We start from the raw sequence: 19,926 nt of genomic DNA, 5'->3' as shown, positions 1-19,926 counted from the left end.
TGATTGCCTTCTCCACTACTCCTGTGTGTCGCCCGACCGGAGGGCCACCAGATAACCGTTCTTGACCTGCGGCGACGACAGAAAAACGCCATCTCTAGGGAAAATCGCGGAGTTTGGTGTCGTGCGGGTGTCGGGCTGACGACTCGTCAGGCCTCATTCGTAACGCCGTTGTCATATCGTTGGGGAATGGCCAGGCTCAAGACACATGACGAAGCACTCCGGCTGCGGCTCATCAACCGCGCCGCCGCCACGGTCTTCGACCGGGGCACGGCGGCGCTGAGCCTCAGGCAGCTCGCGGCGGACGTGAAGACCTCGACCTCGGCGGTCTACTCGCTCTTCGGCAACAAGGCCGGTCTGCTGGCCAGTCTCTACCAGGAGGCCGCGAGGCTCTTCGTGGCGCGGCTGGCCGCCGTCTCCTCGACCGGCGACCCGGCGAACGACGTGATCCGCCTCGGCGTCGCCTACCGCGAGTACGCCCTCGCCAACCCGCACCTGTACGCGATCCTCTTCCTGGAGAGCGCGGCCCAGTTCGAGTCCACGGAGGAGGGGCAGCGCCAGATCGTCGAGATGTACCAGCCGCTGGTGGACGCGGTGCGCCGGGGACAGCGGGCCGGGCAGTTCACCACGGAGCTGGACCCGGAGGTCGTGGCGCTGTCCTGCTGGGCCGCGGCGCACGGCCTGGTGTCCCTGGAACTGACGGGCAACCAGCCGCCGGGCCTCCCGATCGGCGAGTCCTACGAGCGGACGCTGCACGCCCTGGTACGGGGGTGGCGGGGCGCCGGCCCGGCCGGGCAGCCGTGAGGCACCCGCCTTCTGCGACGCGACACGGCACAGGCCCGGAGGGGGAGCACTCCGGGCCTGTGCCGGAGAGAGGGCACGGGGTCCGTCAGCCGGTCAGTCCGACGCCCTCCGCGAGCAGGACGGTGACGCCCTCACGGCTGCCCGTCCACCGGTCCGTCCCCGCCACGGCGCGCAGGTGCTCGACGCGCTGGGCGCCGGGGGCCAGGACGAGACGGCGTACGGCGAACGTGCCCGGGGCGGTCCGGGGCGCGCCGCGGTCGGCCGCGCGGACGAGCGCCTCGACGGCCGCGGGGTCGACCGTGGGCTCGGGAGGGAAGGGCACCGTCCACAGGTCGGCGGGAAGGGCCGCGGGCACCGGGATCCCGGCGGCGGGGTCGTCCGGCGGGGCGCCGGCGCCCTCGGGGAAGACCACACCCGCCCAGTCGAGCAGACCGCTCCCGGCCCGCCGTACGGGCGTACGGCCGCCGGTCCCCGTGCCGGTCCCGGTCCCGGAGCCGGTTCCGGTGCCGTCCGGCACCCCGTCCGCCGGGACGTCGCCGTACACCGGCGTCGCCGCCGCCACCTCCGCGCCCGCGCCGTCCCGGACGGTGACGTCCACGCACCACTCGTCCCCGCGGTACCGGCCCCGAGCCTCCCGGCGCAGGGTGAGCGAGCCGCCCGCGAACCGCAGCCGCGCCAGGTCGACGCGCACGTCCCGCACCTCGCGCAGGTGCAGCGGCGGCCAGCCCTCCGGCACCACCCAGTCGCCCGCGGTCACGGCGTACTCCAGGACGACGCCGACCGGCACCGCGGGCTCCCCGGCGACGCGGAACTCGGCGAGACACGGATGCCGGCCGGCCGGCAGGGTCAGCGCGGTGCGCAGCGAGCGGAAGACCGCGTACTCCTCGACCTCGCCGAGGTAGTGGTCCAGCGCGTGCAGCCGGGGCAGGTCGGGATGGCCCGTGAGCATGCCGAAGCCGCGCAGCTGGCCGGGGGAGAGGACGGCGCCGACCCGGCCCAGGAAGACCACCTCGCCGGTGTGCCCGGAGGCCAGCTCGGCGCTCCAGCGGCGGGCGCCCTCGGCCGGGTCGAGCGTCGACACGTAGCGCACGGCGGCCGCGTAGTTGGCGATGACGCCGAGCCGTTCCCAGGTCGGCCAGCACAGGGTCTGCACGGGCAGCCCCAGGCCGTCCCGCGCCCAGAAGCCGAGGCGGGCCAGCGCCTCGTTGCCCGCCGCGTAGTCGATCTGCCCGACCATGCCGCCCATCCGGCCCGCGAGCGAGCCGACGTTGCTGAGCAGCCGCAGCCGGGCCCTGCGTTCCGGGCGGGCGAGGACCGCCGTGACCAGGTTGGCGAAACCGGTGACCTTGACGTCGACGGTCCGTACCACCTCCTCGGCGGACTTGCGGTCGAAGCGGGCCGGGTCGTCGGTCCCCGCGTTGTGCACGACGTGCGTCGGACCGTCGCCCAGCGCCGCGAAGACCCGCTCCACCTGCGCCGGGTCGGTGCAGTCGCAGCGCAGGTAGTCGATGCGCAGCCCGTCGGCCGCGGCGCCGGTGAGATTGCGCAGGACGGTACGGTCCTCCTCCGCGCGGCGCACCTCGCGGCGCACCCGGGCGAGGTCCGCGGGTGTCCGGGCGGTGGCCAGCCGGGCGCGGCGCCAGCCGGCGAACTCCGCGTCGTCCAGCCCGCTGCTCCCGTCCGGCACCGGGCGCTCGCCCCGGCCCGTCACCACCACCCGGCAGCCGAACGTACCGGCGAAGGCGCGCGCCGCCGCGAAGCCGACACCGCGCGCGCCGCCCGTGATCAGGACGGTGTCCTCCGGGCCGGGCGGCGTCCCGCCGGGCGGCGGGGTGTCCGCGGCGGGCCGCCCCGCGAGCACATGGCGCCGCCCGGCGCGGTAACAGACCTCGAAGTGCCCGGGCCGCGGGTACTCGCGGGCCACCGCCTCGGCGATCACCTCGGGCTCGGCCCGGTCGACGTCCACGACGACGACGCCGGTCGTGGGGAGTTCACGCGGCAGGCACTTGGCGAGCCCGGCCCAGATGCCGCCGAGCGGCTGCGGCACCGCCCCGTCGCCGTACCCGCCGAGCCCGCCGAGGTGGGTGACGGCGAGGTACACGTGCCGCCCGAAGCGCGGCTCGGCGGCCCAGCGGGCGTACGCGCCCCGCACGGCCTCGGTGGTGCGGACGAGCGCCGGGCGCCAGTTGGTGTCGCCCGGCTCGTACGTCGTGCCGGCCACGTTCAGGTCGACGATGCCGTCCCAGCCGTCCGCGCGCAGCTCCGTACCGGGCGTGTACGGCACGACGCGCGCCCCGCGCCGCTCCAGGGCCGCGCCGACGGCGCCGGCCAGGGCGGCGTCCTCCCCGACGAGGAGCAGCGCGCGCCCGGCCAGCGGGGCGGGGTCCTGCGGACCGGGACCGGGGGACGGGACCTCGACGGGCTCCCAGACGAACCGGCCGACGGGCCGCACGAAGGCGTCGGGGTCGAAGGAGGACAGATGGGGGCGCAGGGCGGGCCACCGGTGCCCGGCGGGCGTGCTCGGCGCGGCGGGGGCGGGGGCCGGGGGTCCGGCCGGTGCGAGGGTCATCGTCGGCGCTCCTCGGCCGTCACCTCGATGCCGCCCTTGGGGAAGAGCGTGATGTACGCGCCGGAGCGGGGCGCGCCGCCGGTCACGGTCAGCCGGAACCGGCCGTGCACCGCGGCCACCGTCTGGCGCAGCAGCGCGAGCCCCGTCTTCTTGCCGATGCACTGGCGCCGCCCGCCGCCGAACGGCACGTACGCGTTCCGGTCCCGCGACGGAGTGCCGCCCGGCCGGAACCGCTCGGGGTCGTAGCGTTCCGGGTCCTCCCACTGCTCCGGGTTGTAGTGGGCGCCGTACACGGAGACGAGCACCGGGGTGTCCGCCGGGACGCGTCTGCCCGCCACGACGTCGTCCTCGATCGTCTGCCGCGGGAACTGCCACACCGGCGGGTGCATGCGCAGCGCCTCGTCGACGGCCATGCCGGTGTACGTCAGGCCGTCGAGGTCGGCCGCGCCCGGCAGGCGCCCGCCGAGCACCCGGTCCGCCTCCTCCTCCAACCGCACCCGCACCTCCGGGTGGGTCGCGGTCTCGTACAGCGTCCAGGCCAGGGCCAGTGCCGTGGTCTCCACACCCGCGAGCATCAGCGTCACCAGGTCCGACCGGAAGGCGTCCGCGGGCAGGTCCGACCGCCGGATGAGGGTGGCCACTTCACCGATGCCCTCGTCGGCGTCGCGCGAGGCCCGGGCGATGACGCGCTCCAGGGTGCGCCGGGCGCGGTTCACCCGCCGCCGGTAGGGGGTCGGGACGAACGACGGGACCATCTTCTCCAGCGAGCCGACCTCCTTGAAGATCGCCTCCAGGGCGACGGACAGCGCCTCCGCGAACTCCTCGCCCTCCTGCGAGAGGTCCCGGCCCACCAGGGCGTGCCCGATGACCCGGCAGGTGAGCCTCATCGACTCGGCGTAGAGGTCGAACGGGCGTCCTGCGCGGGCGTGTTCCGCCCACCGGCCGACCAGGTCCGCCACGGCCGCGTCGGTCTCCTCGGCGCGCGCGGCGACCGCGCCCGGGGTGAAGGCCGGGTTCACGACCTTGCGGTGCGCGCGCCAGTCGGCGTCGTCCAGGGTCAGCAGCCCGTTCCCCATGAAGAGTTCGAACGCCTTGTAGTAGGCGCCGCGGGCGTAGTTGTCGGCGTTGCCCTGGAGGACGCGCCGGATGCCCTCCGGGTCCGTGATCTGCACGGTCGGGTTGTGCGGGATTATCGGCAGCCTCACCACGGTGCCGTGCTCGCGCTGGACGCGCCTGACGAAGCCGGGCGGGTCGGCGGCGTACAGGACGGTGGAGCCGACCACCGGCCAGGCCAGCGGCAGCCCGGTGGGGCCGTCCGGTTCCGGCGCCTGCGCGGCGGTGGCGCCCGTCACGGGGCAGCGGGGGGTGTCCTCACGGCTCATCGGGCGTCTCCGTCGTCTCCGTCGTCGTCCGGGCGTACGCGGCGGCGCGGTCGCGTTCGCGGTACGCGCCGGTGGTCTGGTTCACGTGGCCGAGCACGACCCCGGTCATGTCCTTGATCTGGAGCACCACGTCCCCGCCGGCGGTGACCGCGACGGCCCGGTTGCCGTCCGTGCTCTCCAGGTCCAGGCGCGAGGGCAGCGAGTACAGCTCCACGCGCGTGCCGGCGGCGGCGAGCGAGGCGTCGGTGTGGCCGCCGTACAGGTCGATGCGGCGGATCGTGCGCGGCACGGCGAGGGGGGTCCAGTCACCGCCGTGACCGGGCAGCTCCAGCCGGTCCAGGACGCACACCCGGGCCAGCCCGTCCAGCAGCACGGACGGCACGACGAGGCCGGGGAACCAGCGCTCGATGCCGGGCTGGTCGGGCGCGTAGCGGGCGCGCCGGCCGCTGGGGTGCGTACGGGTCGCGGCGGTGGACACGAAGACACCGCTGAGCAGTACGGCCGGGTTGGGCACGTGGTACGGGTCGGCCAGCGGCTCGGCGCCCTGGTCGTCCCAGTGCTCCCAGCGCGGCGCGGCGACCGGTTCGTCGCGCAGCCGGACCCGCGCGGTGAAGTGGCGGCGGTCCTTCACCAGCAGCCGCCCGTCCGGCGCGAGCACGTCGCCGCTCACCTCGACGTCGACGACCGACTCCCGGGGTCCCTCGTGCACCAGCCGGGCCCTGACACGTTTCGTCTCGGCGCGGTCCGGCCGGTACACGCGCAGGAACGACTCCAGGCGCACGTCCTCGATCACGGCCGGCACCCGGCCCGGTACGAGGTGCAGGGCGGCCTCGGCGGCCAGCTCGGGCACGAACGTGCCGGGCAGCGTGGGGTAGCCGTTGACGACGTGCTCGTGGAGGTAGCCGTCGCGCTCCCGGCCGAAGGTACGGACGACGGTGAGCCGTCCCGGGGCGCGGTCGACGATGTCGTCGACGTAGAAGGAGGGGAGGCGGGGGGCGACGGGTCCCGGAGCGGGAGCCGGAGCCCGAACCCCGTCGGCCGTGCGGCAGAAGTCCAGGTAGCCCGGGGCCGCGGCCTCGATGGCGGCGCGCTCGGCGGCGCCGAAGAAGACGGTGACCGGGGGCTGTTCCGCCTGGTCGAGCTCGTGCAGGAAGTGGTCCACGCCCTCCGCCGTGGGCATGGCGGTGAACCGGGCGCTCTTGGCGAGGAACGTCCGCATCAGCGGCGTCGCACCGAGGCCGACGTCCCGCCACAGGGTCCAGCCGAGCGTGAACTCCCGCGCGCCGTGCGCGGAGTGGTGCAGCGCGGCGGTGTTGAAGTAGTCGTTCGCGGCGCCGTAGTCGGTCTCGCCCGTCTGGCCCGTGAACCCGACGAACGACCCGAAGTTGCACCACCGGCGCGGCTGCCGGGCACCGAACGCCGCCTTGAGGTGGGCGTACGAGCGCACCTTCAGATCACGGACGGTACGGAAGTCCTTCAGCCGCTTCTGGTCCACCGACCCGGCGCGGTTCGTACCGGCGATGTTCAGCAGCAGGTCGACGGTGCCGTCCGCCTCCGTGATCCGGTCCACCACGGCCCGGACGGCGTCCCGGTCGCGCAGGTCGCACGCGTGGTACGTGACCCGGTCCGCACCGCACAGGGCACGCAGCGCGTCCAGGTTCGCGCGGATCTCCCGGGCGGCGCCCAGCCGGTCGTACGCCATGTTCGCCTCGCGCACGGTCATCCGCTCCGGGCCGGTGGTGCGCGCCCGGATGAAGTCCTTGCGCGCCAGGCGCGCGTCGGCCTCCTCGGCGTCGAGCCGGGTGGAGCCGATGACGTGCAGACGCGGCCGGTCGCGCCGGGCCAGCGCGCGCAGCAGCTCGGCACCGATGCCGCGGGCGCCGCCGGCCGCGACGACGGTGTACGCCCCGGTGCGCGTCCGCGGTCCCGCCGGTTCACCGGGCGCGCCGGGCTCGACGGATGCCTGCCACAGCAGCCGGGTGCCGCCCGCGTGGTAGACGACCGGCAGGAACTGCTCGGTCACCGTCTCGCGGGCGGCGTCCGGCGCGGCCGTGGCCAGGTCGCCGGCCTCGTGCACCACGGCGAGGACCGAGGTGTCCGCCCACTCCAGCGCCAGGCTCTTGGCGAAGCCGGTGAACAGCCCCGCGCACGCGTGCGGGACGCGAGTCGCGCTCACGCCGCCGAGGACGACCACGACGAACGACTCCGGACGCGACGGCAGCGACACGCACGCCTTCGCGGTACGGAACATCGCGTCGTGCAGGCCGAGCAGCGCCTCGGAGGGCACCGCGTCCTCGGCGCGCAGGTCGACCAGGACCCGGATGTGACGCGGGCGGACCCGCTCGACGGTCTCCTCGAGGGTGTCGCCGGAGGTGTCGCCCAGGGGGAGCGGTTCGGCGCCGGGCACCTGGTCGGACGTGTTGGTCAACAGGGCCGTACCGGGCGGGAAGAGGTCCGGTGCCGGACCGGAGGGGCGCGCCGGGACGGGGGCCGGGACGAGGCGGAGGACGTGGCGGTCGAGGAGGCGGGGCTCGGGGGCCGGTTCCGGTCCGGGAGCGGGAATTGGCTGCGGCCCGGGGCCGGGTCGGCGGAACACGATCCGCTGCACCGGGCCCTCCGGTTCCCTGGCCCGTTCCAGCACGGCGACGTCCGCCGCGCCGTCCGGACCGGTCAGGAAGGCGATCAGTTCGCGGGCGCCCTCGGCGCCCAGCAGGGTGGTGCCCCGGGGCGGGACGACGGTCATGCGGGCACGCTCCTCTCCGTGGCGGCGCTCCCCGTGGCGGCGCTCTCCATGACGGCCAGGACGGGGAGACCGGCCTCCTCGGCGAGGGAGCGCCGGGTCACCGCGAAGAGGAAGGCGCCCTCGGCGGCGGGGCGTCCGCCGCTGTCGTTCCAGCCGGGCAGCGCCGTGCCGTTCACCCCGGCGACCAGCGCCACGTCGATCTCCTTGAAGCCGAGGTACAGCCCGGCCACGGAGAGGGCCTCCAGGAACGAGGCCTCGCCCGCGTCGACGGTGAGGCTCAGGCCGCGCAGGTCGAAGTAGTTGGACAGCCGGGCGGCGATGACGTTCGGCATCTCGCCCGGGAACGAGTCCTCGGTCGGCGCGGCGATCATGCCGGTGGCCCGCTCCCCGAGGCGCTGCAGGAACTTCGCCGTGACGGCGGGCTCCTCGGCACCGTCCACGGCGTCGGCGATCTCGTCCAGGTACGCGCGGGTCTTGTACAGCAGGGCGTTGCGGGTCGCGCCGGTGTGTCCGACGACGACACCCGCGGTCTTCCTGTGGCGCAGGCAGAACTCCCGTACCCGCTCGTCCAGTCGCTGCATGCAGTGGACCAGCATGAGCTGGGTGCGGTCCGTGGTGCGGGCCGTCGGGGGCGGCATCCGCAGCTCCTGGAACGGCGGAACGGGATAGACGGCCCCGAACGACGGCTCGGGCCCGGGCCCTTCGCCCGCCGCCCACGCGGCGACCGCGCCGGCGTCCGGGTCGCCGGGCAGCCGGGACGACCAGCCGACCACCACCAGGTCCTCGTCGACGGGGGAGGGGAGCGCGAGCGGTGCCCCGGAGCGGGCCGTGGCCCGGTGGTCCTCGGAGAGGATCAGGTGCGCGTTCGTGCCGCCGAAGCCGAACCCGGAGACCGCCACGCGCCGCGGCCGGTCGGCCCTGGCCGGCCACGGCACCGGCTCCTCCGGCACGCGGAGGCCGTCCGACAGCCCGGCCAGCGCGTCCGGCAGCCGCTCGAAGCGGTACTGGGCCGGGATCGTGCCGTGCCGCAGGGCGAGCAGCGCGTGGATCACGGAGACCACGCCCGCGGCCCAGCCGCTGTGCCCCACGAGGGACTTGTTGGAGGTGACGTACGTGGGCCGGGTGCCGGTGCCCGCGTAGCGCGCGTGCAGCCCGGTGAACTCCGCCTCGTCGCCGGCCGGGGTGCCGGTCGCGTGCGCGACGATCCAGTCCACCTCGTCCGCCCCGAACCCGCCGCGCTCCAGGGCGCGCTCCACGGCGAGCTCCTGACCGGCGGGTGCCGGGGCGTAGATCGCCTTGCCCCGGCCGTCGGCCGACAGCCCGATCGCCGACAGCAGGCCGAGGACCTGGTCGCCGTCGGCACGGGCCCGCGACAGCCGCTTCAGTACGACGAGACCGGCGCCGTCGGAGAACAGCGCCCCGTCCGCCCCGGCGTCCAGCGCGCGCACCGCCCCGCCCGCCGACAGGCCGTTGAGCTTGGCGAACAGCACCGAACCGCTCGGCGCGAGGGCGAACGAGCCGCCGCACACCGCGATGTCGCTCCGCCCCGACAGCAGGTCGCGGACCCCGAGGTCCATCGCGTACAGGGAGCTGGAGCAGGCCGTGTCGACCATGTGCAGGCGAGTGCCGGACGGCAGGACGCCCCGCATGGCGTCCTGGCCGACGCGGTGCGGCAGGTACCCGCCCGACGGGTCGTCACCGCGGTGGAACCGGCGCCGCAGCGCCCGCCCGAGCGGCCCCTCGACCGCGTCGTCGCCGTCCTCGGCCAGCGTGTCCAGCGCGTCGCGCAGGACGAAGGCCTCCTCCAGGTGCTGGCTGCCGTCGGGCGTGTAGCCGACGCAGAAGGAGAAACGGTCGCCGGCCTCCCTGCGCACGCCCTCCAGCGCCTGGTGCAGGCTGTGCCGCAGCCACAGCGTGGTGTGGTCGAGCCCGGCGTCGGCCAGCCCCTCCTCGCGCAGCCGCTCGTGCGGCCGGAAGGACGTGATGAACCCGGAGCGGCGCTGGTACGTCTTGTCCGGGGCGCCGCGATCCTCGTCGTGGAAGCGGGCGATGTCCCACCGGTCGGCGGGTGCCTCCACGAACAGTTCGCCGCCCTCCAGCAGCAGCCGCCAGAACTCCTCGGGGGAGGAGGCGCCCGGGACGGCGAGACCCATGCCGACGATGGCCACGGGGTCGTCGGTGGCGTCGGTGGCGTCGGCATCGCCGGCGCCGGGGACATGGGCCTCGGCCGCCCGGGGTTCCGGCGCCGGGGCCGGCTCCGGTGTCGGGGACATCGCCGAGCGCAGCAGGGTCAGGCCGCCGTCCGCCAGGACCGTCTGTCCCGTGACCCAGCCGGAGCGCTCCGAGCCGAGGAAGAGCACCACCTCGGCGAGGTCCTCCGGACGCCCGAGGCGGGCGAGCGGCGTGGCCGCGACCGTGTTGGACCGGACGTCGTCGAAGGCGGGGAACATCTGGCCCACCGGGTTGTCGATCAGCCCGCACGACGCGGCGTTCACCCGGATCCGGTCCCCGGCGAGCTCCGCCGCGAGATAGCGGGTCAGCGACTCCAGCGCGGCCTTGGAGACACCCACCGGCAGGTAGTTGGCCGGAGTGGTGACCGAGCCCAGGGAGGAGACGTTGACCACCGCACCGCCCTTCCCGGCGGCCCGGGCGAGCAGCGGGCGGGCGTACCGGGCGCACCACAGGGGGCCCTTGACGTTGGTGGCGTACGTCCGGTCGAGCAGGTCCTCGGTGATCTCGTCGAACGGCACGAAGGAGCCCGCCGCCGCGTTGTTCACCAGGACGTCGAGCCGGCCGTACGTCTCGCCGATCTCCGCGAACATCCGCTCGACCTGCGCGGGCCGGGCCACCGAGGCCCGGATCACCCGTACGTCCAGGCCCCGTCCGGTCAGTTCGCGCGCCTGCTCCTTGGCCGCGTCGTAGGAGTGGAAGCAGTTCAGCAGCACCGTGGCACCGCGCTCGGCGAGCCGCTCCACGATGATCCTGCCCACGCTGCCGGCGCCGCCGGTGACGAGGGCGACCCGGCCGGCGAACTCCGGCTCCGCCTGGGGGAGGTGGGCGTTCATCGGGCGGCGGCCCCGTTCGCGTGCGCCCCGCCCGGGACACCGGCGGCCACGAAGTCGACGACCTTGCCGAAGGTGTCGTAGTCGCCCACCCGCAGCCCGGCCGGCGGCCTGCCGAGGCCGAACCGGTCGCCGAGCCGGCTCAGCAGCTCGGTCTGCTTCACCGAGTCGACACCGAGGTCCGCCTCCAGGAGCACGTCGTCGGTGAAGATCTCCTCCGGGTACTCCATCGCCTCGGCGTACAGCGCCCGCACCTGACGGGCGAGCGCGTCACGGTCGACGGGCGCGGAGGCAGGGGCGGGCGCGGACACCGGCGCGGGCGTGGGCGCGGCACTCTGCCGGGGCGGGGAGGCCACCCGGACCGGCTCGGCCGCGACGGGCTCGGTGACGACGGGGGCAGCCACGACGGCAGGCGCGACCGGGGCGACGGCAGGAGCCGCGGCCGCCGCCGCCGGGGCGGCCACCGCGCCCAGCGGCGGGCGCAGCGCCTCCGCGGCCGCCGCCAGCCCGGCCTCCTCGTCGCGGCCCGCGAGCGGCGCCGCCGTGTGCACGCCGGGGTGCGCCTCGGCGACCAGCTTCGTCAGCACCTGGCCGGCCCCCACCTCGACGAACGTCCGGGCACCGGCCGCGTGCAGCGCCGCGACGGACGTACGGAACTCGACGGGGGTCACCAGGTGCAGGGCGAGCAGCTCGGCGAGGTCGTCGCCGTCGCGGTAGAACCGGCCGAGGATCGGCGAGTACACCGGTACGGCCAGCGGGTGGCGCCGGAACGCGGCGATGCGCGAGGCCAGTTCGCGGCGGGCCCCGGCGAGCATCGGGTTGTGGAAGGGGTGCGGGGAGCGCAGGGGCGTCGCGGTGATGCCGAGCTCGCCGGCGATCGCGCCGGCCGTGGCGATGGCCTCCGCGGGACCGGAGACCACGGTCTGTTCCACGGCGTTGTCGACGGCGACCACGAGCGAGGGGTGGCCGATCAGCTCCACCAGCCGCTCGGCCCGCTCGCGTGCGCAGCGCAGCGCGAGCAGCGAGCCCGTGCCGCGGTCGTGCGCCCGGACGACGGTGATCCGCTCGCACAGCACGGCCGCCGCGTCGGCCAGGTCGTAGGCGCCCGCGCAGGTCAGCGCGGCGATCTCGCCCAGGCTGTGGCCCAGGTGGACCGAGGGCCGGGCACCGCGCTCGGTGAGCAGCCCGTGCACGGCGACCGAGGTGGTGAAGACCGCCAGCTGGAGGATGTCCGGGGCCTGGGAGAGCAGGGTCGCGGGGCTCGGCGGCGACGGCCGGAACAGCGTGGACGACACGTCCCGCCCGAGCCGCTCCTTGGCGACCTCGTCGACCACCTCGAACGTGTCCCGCACGGTGTCGGCGCCGCGCTCCCACAGCTCCGCGAGGACGCCGGGACGGTAGGCGCCCTGTCCGGGGAAGAGGGCAACGGTCGGGTCAAGGTCTCGGTTCACGGTGGGGACTCCCGTCGTCGTCGGACGCGCGTGGGGGCGTTCGGCTGGGTCGGCCCGGTCGGCCCGGTCGGCTCGGTCGGGCGGGCGGAGCCGGTCGGGGCCATGCGGCGCAGCGCGCCGGGCGGGGCGGTCGGGATGAGGGGGGCCAGGGGGTGATGCGGTGGCAAGCACAGCACCGGCACCGTCGCGCCTCATGAGTAGGCGGTACTCAACCGGGCGGTGCCGCCCACTCCCGGCGAGGGGCACGGGAGGCGTCGTGCGACGGCACGCACGGGGCCGGGCGTGACGCCCGGTGGGTGAACTGAGTGGCGACTACTCGTGTGCCCGCGCGACCCGTGCCGGTGCGGAAAGGGGCAGCATCTCCGGCTGTTGGCTCCCGTCCGAGAGGGTGGTGTACCCTCCTGGCCAGCGTTCGAGAGGGGTCGTCCGGCCTCTTCACGACCGCCCGCGCGCCGCGCAGGTCGCACCGAAAGGCTTCACGCCATGTGCCCATGGGCGCTGCCCCGACTGCTCGACGACTGACCGGAGTACAGGCGTCGGTTTCATCGGCGCCTCACAGGTGAGGTACATCTTCGTCATTCGGCCGGCCGCCGTCGGATGCGCGTGAAGGGTGGGGGATGAGTGCAGGGCGCTTGGGGGAGAGCCTCAGAGCCGCTCGCGTCAAGGCGGGGCTGACCCAGGAGGAGGTCGCGCGCAGGGCGGGCGTCAGCGTCAGGACGCTCCGGCACATCGAACGGGGCCAGGTACGCAGTCCCCGCGCCGAGTCGCTCGACCGCGTGGCCCGCGTCGTCGGGTACGAGCTCGTGCCCGCCCCCGGCGTCCGGCCCGGTGGCGGACGCACCGATCCGTCGTCCGCCACCCTGTGCGAGGTGCGTCTGCTGGGTCCGATGACCGTGCTGTGCGCGGACACGCCGGTGCCGATGCCGCCGAAGCTGCGCGCCCTGCTCGGCCTGCTGGCCCTCCAGGCGGACCAGGTCGTCAGGCACGACGAGATAGCCGAGGTCCTGTGGCCCGACGAGGTGCCGCCCGGCTACGCCAACCTGCTGCACACCTACGCCGGCCGGCTGCGCCACATCTTCGGCCGGGGCACCGGCCGCCGCGCCGGCGAGCGCCGGATCGGTACGGTGCGCGGCGGCTACGTCTTCGACAGCGGGGACGTACGGCTCGATCTGCGCGTGTTCGAGGAACGTGTCGCGCGGGCCGCGCAGACCGCCGCGTCCGACCCGGCGGCCGCGCTGGACCTGTACGGCCGGGCGCTGCGCGGCCGACAGGGCAGGCTCCTGCAGGACGTCCCCCAGCTGTGGCAGCATCCCGCGGCGGTCCGCGTCATCCAGCGCCACGTCGACATCGCCATCGACTGCGCCGATCTGGCCCTGCGGCTGAACCGGCCCGGCTTCGCCGTCGAACACCTGACCCCGGCCGCGCACGAGGAGCCGCTGCACGAGTCGCTCCAGGCGCGGATGATGCTCGCGCTCGCCGGCTCCGGCCGCCGCGCGGCCGCCCTGCACCTCTTCGCCGACCTGCGCACCCGGCTGCGGAGGGAACTCGGCGTCGAACCGAGTGACGAGATGTGGCGCGCCCGCTACACCGTCCTCACCATGGACACCTCCGAGCCGCCGCTCCCGCCGCGACGGCCCGGCATCGCGGCCCCGGCCCCCCGAGCCTCGCAGGCACCGCAAGCCCTCCCGGCTTCGTCCCGCCATCCGCGGCAGGGACCGTCAGGACGTACGGGCTCGCGGTCCCCGCGCGGCGGGCCGGTCCCCGCGGAGGTGTCGCGGGGGTCCGACGACGGCGCGCGTGTGCGGGACGACGGACCGTCGCACGGACGCTCCGCGGTGGCCCCGGAGCCGGTCCGGGGCATCGCGCACCCGGCCCAGCTGCCGCCGATGGTCACGCCGTTCACCGGACGGGAACTCCAGCTGCGCGCCCTGGACGAGCTGATGGACCTGCGGGGCGCGGACGGCGCGGGCGTGGGGATCGGCGTCGTGCACGGCCCCGCGGAGATCGGCAAGACCGCGCTCGCCGTCCGCTGGGCCCACCGGCGGCGCGGCGAGTTCCCCGACGGCCAGCTCTACGCCGATCTGCGGGGCAGTACGGGACGTCCGGTCCCCGTCCTCACCGTGCTCGTCCGCGCGCTGCGTTCCCTCGGTGTCCGCGACGAGTGGCTGCCGGACACCGTGGAGGAGGCCTCCGTGCTGCTGCGCAGCCTGGTCGCCGGCCGTCGCTTCCTGATGCTGCTCGACGACGTCGCGCACCCCGAACAGGTCCGCGCGCTGTTGCCGGGCACTCCCGGCAACCTGGTCCTGGCCACCAGCAGGAGCCCGCTGATGGACCTGGTGACCCGCGAGGGTGCCACACCGGTCCCCGTGGGCCCGCTCGCGCCGGCGGAGTCGTACGCGCTCCTGGAGGCCCACCTGGGGGTCGAGCGCACCGCCGCCGAGCCCGACGCGACGGCCGAACTGGCCGCGCTGTGCGGCCACTTGCCCCTGGCGCTGCGCACGGCCGCCGCCCGGTTCGCCGCCCGGCCGCCGATGTCCGTACGGGCCGCCGTCGCCGAACTCTCGGGGGCCGGCGCGGCGGTCCCGCGTCCCTGTTTCCCGCACCCCTGTTTCCCGCCGCCCGGCACGCGGCCGCAGGCCGTCGCGGACGGGGCGGACGACCGGCGGCGCACCGGCCGCGGTCCGGCTGACACGGGCGCTGACAGCGCGGCCGCAGGCTGACACCGCCGTTTCCCCCTCCGCTCCGTCCGGCATCGTCCCAGCTCAGCGCCTGAATCGTCGGCGGACGGCCGCCGCGTGACCGCTCCGCTTGGGCCCGGGTGCCCCGTCCCGGCGCCGGGGTGGGTTGCCGGGGCAGGTGCGCGGCCCTAGTTTCGCGCTCACGGATCACGATCCGTCGCCCGGCCCGTTGTGGCCCTCTTGCTCATCCACCCTTGCGCCTCCGCAGTGAGGCGTTCTTCCGAGGCTGCCCGGGCCGTCCCGGCGGCTCCCGGAAGACGTGCGACAAGCCGTTCGGAGAGGATCGGAAATGGTGAAAATCACGGCCGAGGATGCCCAGAAGTGGCTGATCGAGGAGATCGCTCAGCGACTGGGCGTCGACCCGTCCGAGGTCCCGCCGGACCAGTACTTCGACGAGCTTGACCTCGACAGCACCGCCGCGCTGATCATCGCGGGGGAGATGGAGAAGTGGCTGGGCTTCGAGCTCGGCACCACCGCGCTGTGGTACCACCCGACCATCGAGGCCCTCGCGGCGCACATCGCCGAGGAGTCCGAGAAGCGCACCGCCGCGGCGTGACCGACGGCGGGCCCCGGGCCGGCCACCCCACCCCGGCCACCCGAGCCCGCCCCACCGCGCCCCACCCCCACCGGACGCCCGGCCGCCCCCCCACCCGGCCGACACCGCCCGCCCGGGCGGGGGCCCGGGTGGCGTGCGTTGCCCCCCCGGGGCGGCCTCCCCGGGGAGGCGCTGCCCTCCGGGCGGCCGTCACCGGTGCGCGCGCCCTCCGGGGCGGCGCCCCAGGAGACGCGCCGCCGCCGGGCCACTGTCCGCCCGCCGCCCCCCGGGCCACTGTCCGCCCGGCGCACGGCCCCCAGGAAGCGCCGGCCGTACCGGCCCCGCCCCGCCCGTGGCCGCTGTCCGTCCGGGACCGTCGTCCGTTCGCCGTCCGTTCGCCGTCCGATCGGGGCCGGTCCGGTGGCGCGGTCGCCAGGACGTCCCGTCCGTCGCTCCCGACCTCCCTGTACGCCCCAGATCCAGAGAGACTCGCCGTGAACTCTTCGCAGGAATCCGACCTCGACCGTCGGCTCGCCCGGGAACCCCTCGCCATCGTCGGCCTCTCCGCGCTCTTCCCCAAGTCAGCAAATCTGCGGGAGTTCTGGTCGAACGTCGTCTCGGCCGCCGACTGCATCGACGACGTGCCCGCCGGCCACTGGGACGTCGACGAGCACTACGACCCCGACCCGACCGTGCCGGACAAGACGTACGCCAAGCGCGGCGGCTTCATCCCCGACACGCCGTTCAACCCGCTGGAGTTCGGGCTGCCGCCCAACACCCTCGAGGTCACGGACGTCCTCCAGCTGCTCAGCCTGGTCGTCGCCCGCGACCTGCTGAAGGACGCCGGCGCCGAGCAGCCCTGGTACGACAGGTCCCGTACCGGCGTGGTCCTCGGCATCACCGGCGCCAACCAGCTCACCCAGCCGCTCACCGCCCGCCTCCAGAGCGGCGTCCTCAAGGAGGTCGTCCGCAGCTGCGGCCTGTCGCAGGCGGACGCGGAGGCGATCGTCGAGAAGTTCCGCCTCGCGTACGCGCCCTGGGAGGAGAACTCCTTCCCCGGCATGCTCGGCAACGTCGTCGCCGGCCGCGTCGCGAACCGCTTCGACCTCGGCGGCATCAACATGACGATCGACGCCGCCTGCGCCAGCTCCCTCGGCGCCGTCCGCGCCGCCGCCAGCGAACTGGTCGAGCGCCGCGCCGACACCATGCTGGTCGGCGGCTGCGACGCCGAGAACACGATCTTCATGTACCTGTGCTTCAGCAAGACGCCCGCGCTCTCCAAGTCCGGGCACATCCGCCCGTTCGACAAGGACGCCGACGGCACGCTGATCGGCGAGGGCATCGGCATGCTGGCGCTGCGCCGTCTCGCCGACGCCGAGCGCGACGGCAACAAGATCTACGCGGTGCTGCGCGGCATCGGCACCTCCAGCGACGGCCGCTTCAAATCCATCTACGCGCCCCGCAAGGAGGGCCAGATGGTCGCCCTGCGCCGCGCGTACGAGGACGCCGACTGCTCCCCGGCCAGCGTCGAGCTCTTCGAGGCGCACGGCACCGGCACCGCCGTCGGCGACGCCACCGAGCTGAGCGCCCTGTCCGCGGTCGTCTCCGAGTCCACCGACGCGACACGCTTCGCGGCCCTCGGCAGCATCAAGTCCCAGATCGGGCACACCAAGGCCGCCGCCGGCGCGGCCGGCATGATCAAGCTGGCCCTCGCCCTGCACCACAAGGTGCTGCCGCCCACCATCAACGTGGCCGAGCCCAACCCCGCCATCGACTTCCGCGGCGGCCCGGTCTACGTCAACACCGAGGCCCGCCCCTGGATCCGTACCCCCGAGCGCCCCAAGCGCCGCGCGGCCCTGTCCTCGTTCGGCTTCGGCGGCACCAACTTCCACGTCGTCATGGAGGAGTACGGCGAGGGCGACGACCTGCGCGTCTCTTTCCCCGTCGCCTCGGTGCACCTCTGGCACGCCCCGGACACCGCCTCCCTGACCGAGGCCCTCGCCTCCGGCGCCCCCGCGACCGGCGGTCCGGCCCCCGAGGGCCACGCACGCGTCGCCTTCGTCGCCCGTACGGACAAGGAACTCACCGAGCTGCGCGACCTCGCCCTCGGCGAACTCCGCGCCCGCCCCGACGCCGAGGCCTGGTCCCACCCCAGGGGCGTGTACTTCCGCCGCTCCGCCGCGCAGTCGTCCGGCTCCGGTACCGGCAAGGTCGCCGCGCTGTTCGCCGGGCAGGGCAGCCAGTACGTCAACCCCGGGCGGGCCGCCGTCATGGCGCTGCCGCCGCTGCGCGCCGCCTTCGACGCCGCCAACCAGCACTTCGAGGGCGTCGAACCGCTGTCCCGCGTCGCCTTCCCGCCGCCCGCGTTCACCGACGCCGAGCGTGCCGAGCAGGAGACCGCGCTGCGCGCCACCGCCTACGCCCAGCCCGCCATCGGCGCGCTCGCGGCCGGCCAGTTCCGCTACCTCACCGAACTCGGCTTCGCCGCCGAGGGCTTCCTCGGCCACAGCTTCGGCGAGCTGACCGCCCTGTGGGCCGCCGGTGCCCTCACCGACGAGGCCTTCTTCGCCCTCGCCCGGGCCCGCGGCAAGGCGATGGCCCCGCCGGCCGACGCCGCCCCCGGCTTCGACGCGGGCGCCATGGCCGCCGTCTCCGCCACCGAGGAGAAGGTCACCGAGCTCCTCGCGCACCGTACCGACGTGGTCGTCTGCAACCGCAACGCGCCCGACCAGATCGTCGTCGGCGGCCCCACCGAGGAGATCGACCGACTGGTCGCCGCCGCCCGCGACGCCGGTCTGCGCGCGAGCCGGCTGCCTGTCTCGGCCGCCTTCCACACCCCCTTCGTCGGCCACGCCGTGGACGCCTTCCGCGCCGACGTCGAGCGGTACGAGGTCGGCGCCCCGAACGGCACCGTCTTCGCCAACACGGCGGGCGCCTCGTACGGCACCGACACCGCCGCCAACCGCGCGGTCCTCGCCGAACAGCTCGTCAACCCCGTCGACTTCGCGACGCGCGTCGAGGAGATGTACGCGGCCGGGTACCGGGTGTTCGTCGAGTTCGGCCCGAAGGGCGTGCTCACCCAGCTGGTACGGCGCATCCTCGGCGACCGCGAGCACACGGTGCTCTCCCTGGACGCCGGCCCGGGCAAGGACGCGGACGTCGCCCTGAAGCAGGCCGTGGCCCGGCTCGCCGTGCACGGACTGCCGCTCGCCACGGCCGACCGTTACGTCGCCCCGGCGGTCGAGGAGACCCCGGCCAAGGGCATGTCCATCCTCCTCAACGGCATCAACTACGTCTCGCCCGAGCGCAGGGCCGCCTACCGGGACGCCATCGAGAACGGGTACCGCATCGCCGTGCCCACGCTGCCCGGCGCAGGCTCCACCGGGGCCCCCGCGACCACGCCGAGCACCCCGGCGAGCGCGCCGAGCCCGGCGCCGGCCCCCGCCTACGCCACCACCGCCCCGGCCCCGAGCGTGAACGGCACGGCGTCCACCGTCCGTACGGCCCCCGCCCCGGCCGCGCCGAGCGCCCCGGCCCCGGTGGCCGCCGCGGTGGCCACCGTCATGGAGCCCGCCCCGGCGGCACCCGCGCCCACCCCCGCTCCGGCCCCCACCGTCATGGAGACAGCACACGTGGACAGTGACCGCCTGGCCGATCTCGTGGCCGACCATCTCGCCCTGCACGACGACTACCTGACCGGCCAGCTGCGGAGCGCCGAGCGCCTCACGGGGCTGCTGGAGCGCGCCGCGGAGCAGGGGCAGCTCGGCCAGGTCCTCCCCGGCATCAACGCCGTGAAGGAGCACGGCCTGGACATCGGGCGCAGCCACCTGCGGGCCAACGAGATCCTGCGCGACCTCGCCGGTCTGGAGATGGGCACGGCGGCTCCTTCGACGACCCGCCGCCCGGCCCCCGCCGCACGACCGGCCCCGTCCGTGGCCCCACGGAGCCCGCAGCCCGCGCTGCCCGCCCAGACGGCCCCCGCCCTCGCGCCTGCCCCGGCTCCCGCCCCCGCTCCGGCTCCCGCCCCGGTCCAGGCCCCCGCGCCCGCCCCGCAGCAGGTGGCCGTCGCCGAACCGGCTCCCGCCCCGGCCGCGCAGCCTGCCGCCCCCGGTCCGGACGCGGCGGGTGTGGAGACGGTGCTGCTGGAGGTGGTCGGTCAGAAGACGGGCTACCCGGCGGACATGCTGGAGCTGGACATGGATGTCGAGGCGGATCTGGGGATCGACTCGATCAAGCGTGTCGAGATCATGGGCGTGATGCAGGAGCGGTTCGGCGGTGATGTCGCCGCCGGTCCCGAGCAGCTCGCGGAGCTGCGCACCCTGCGCGACATCGTGACCTTCATGGCGGCGACCGCCCCGGCCGCCTCCGCCCCGGCCGTGACCCTCCCGGTGGAGGTCGGCTCCGTGACCGGTCCGGACGCGGCGGGTGTGGAGACGGCGTTGCTGGAGGTGGTGGGTCAGAAGACGGGTTATCCGGCGGACATGCTGGAGCTGGACATGGATGTCGAGGCGGATCTGGGGATCGACTCGATCAAGCGTGTCGAGATAATGGGCGTGATGCAGGAGCGGTTCGGCGGCGGTGTGGCGGCCGGTCCGGAGCAGCTCGCGGAGTTGCGCACCCTGCGTGACATCGTGACCTTCATGGC

General features: G+C 75.2%; 9 protein-coding genes. 4 read left to right on the top strand and 5 right to left on the bottom strand.

The window, feature by feature from the left end; genetic code table 11:
- Positions 1 to 186: 186 nt before the first annotated feature.
- Complete coding sequence (locus IEZ04_RS16515) at positions 187 to 801, top strand: TetR/AcrR family transcriptional regulator (RefSeq protein ID WP_189217633.1); 615 nt, start codon at positions 187 to 189, stop codon at positions 799 to 801.
- Between the two features lie 85 nt (positions 802 to 886).
- Here the strand turns inward: IEZ04_RS16515 and IEZ04_RS16510 are convergent, their stop codons facing one another.
- Genes IEZ04_RS16510 through IEZ04_RS16490 form a run of 5 tightly spaced genes read right to left on the bottom strand, consistent with a single transcriptional unit; the run spans position 887 to position 12,008 of the window.
- Positions 887 to 3,370, bottom strand: a complete 2,484-nt coding sequence (locus IEZ04_RS16510) for an SDR family NAD(P)-dependent oxidoreductase (protein WP_189217632.1) — start codon at positions 3,368 to 3,370, stop codon at positions 887 to 889.
- Positions 3,367 to 4,752, bottom strand: a complete 1,386-nt coding sequence (locus tag IEZ04_RS16505; protein ID WP_189217631.1) for a cytochrome P450 — start codon at positions 4,750 to 4,752, stop codon at positions 3,367 to 3,369. Before IEZ04_RS16505 ends, IEZ04_RS16510 begins: the two co-directional genes overlap by 4 nt.
- A complete protein-coding gene (locus tag IEZ04_RS16500) occupies positions 4,742 to 7,495 on the bottom strand; it encodes an SDR family NAD(P)-dependent oxidoreductase (RefSeq protein ID WP_189217630.1) in 2,754 nt (917 codons plus the stop codon). The genes IEZ04_RS16505 and IEZ04_RS16500 overlap by 11 nt, the downstream gene beginning before the upstream one ends.
- On the bottom strand, positions 7,492 to 10,560 hold the full coding sequence (locus tag IEZ04_RS16495) for an SDR family oxidoreductase (protein ID WP_189217629.1): 3,069 nt from the start codon (positions 10,558 to 10,560) through the stop codon (positions 7,492 to 7,494). The genes IEZ04_RS16500 and IEZ04_RS16495 overlap by 4 nt, the downstream gene beginning before the upstream one ends.
- Positions 10,557 to 12,008 carry an acyltransferase domain-containing protein gene (locus tag IEZ04_RS16490; RefSeq protein ID WP_189217628.1) on the bottom strand — a complete coding sequence of 484 codons (1,452 nt, stop codon included), beginning with the start codon at positions 12,006 to 12,008 and terminating at the stop codon, positions 10,557 to 10,559. Before IEZ04_RS16490 ends, IEZ04_RS16495 begins: the two co-directional genes overlap by 4 nt.
- Before the next feature lie 617 nt (positions 12,009 to 12,625).
- Between IEZ04_RS16490 and IEZ04_RS16485 the strand changes: the two genes are divergently transcribed.
- From IEZ04_RS16485 to IEZ04_RS34855, 3 genes are all read left to right on the top strand, one after another.
- Entirely contained in the window at positions 12,626 to 14,728 is a 2,103-nt protein-coding gene (locus IEZ04_RS16485; RefSeq protein ID WP_189217627.1) for a BTAD domain-containing putative transcriptional regulator, read from the top strand.
- A gap of 307 nt (positions 14,729 to 15,035) precedes the next feature.
- On the top strand, positions 15,036 to 15,302 hold the full coding sequence (locus IEZ04_RS16480; RefSeq protein WP_189217626.1) for an acyl carrier protein: 267 nt from the start codon (positions 15,036 to 15,038) through the stop codon (positions 15,300 to 15,302).
- Positions 15,303 to 15,775: 473 nt separating this feature from the next.
- The coding region (locus IEZ04_RS34855; RefSeq protein ID WP_229821087.1) for a type I polyketide synthase at positions 15,776 to 19,926 on the top strand (4,151 nt) is incomplete at its 3' end.

It is taken from the genome of Streptomyces ruber, assembly GCF_014648075.1.
GTDB lineage: Bacteria > Actinomycetota > Actinomycetes > Streptomycetales > Streptomycetaceae > Streptomyces > Streptomyces ruber.
Note: the sequence above shows the minus strand (reverse complement) of the source record. Positions and strands in the feature narration are given on the sequence as shown.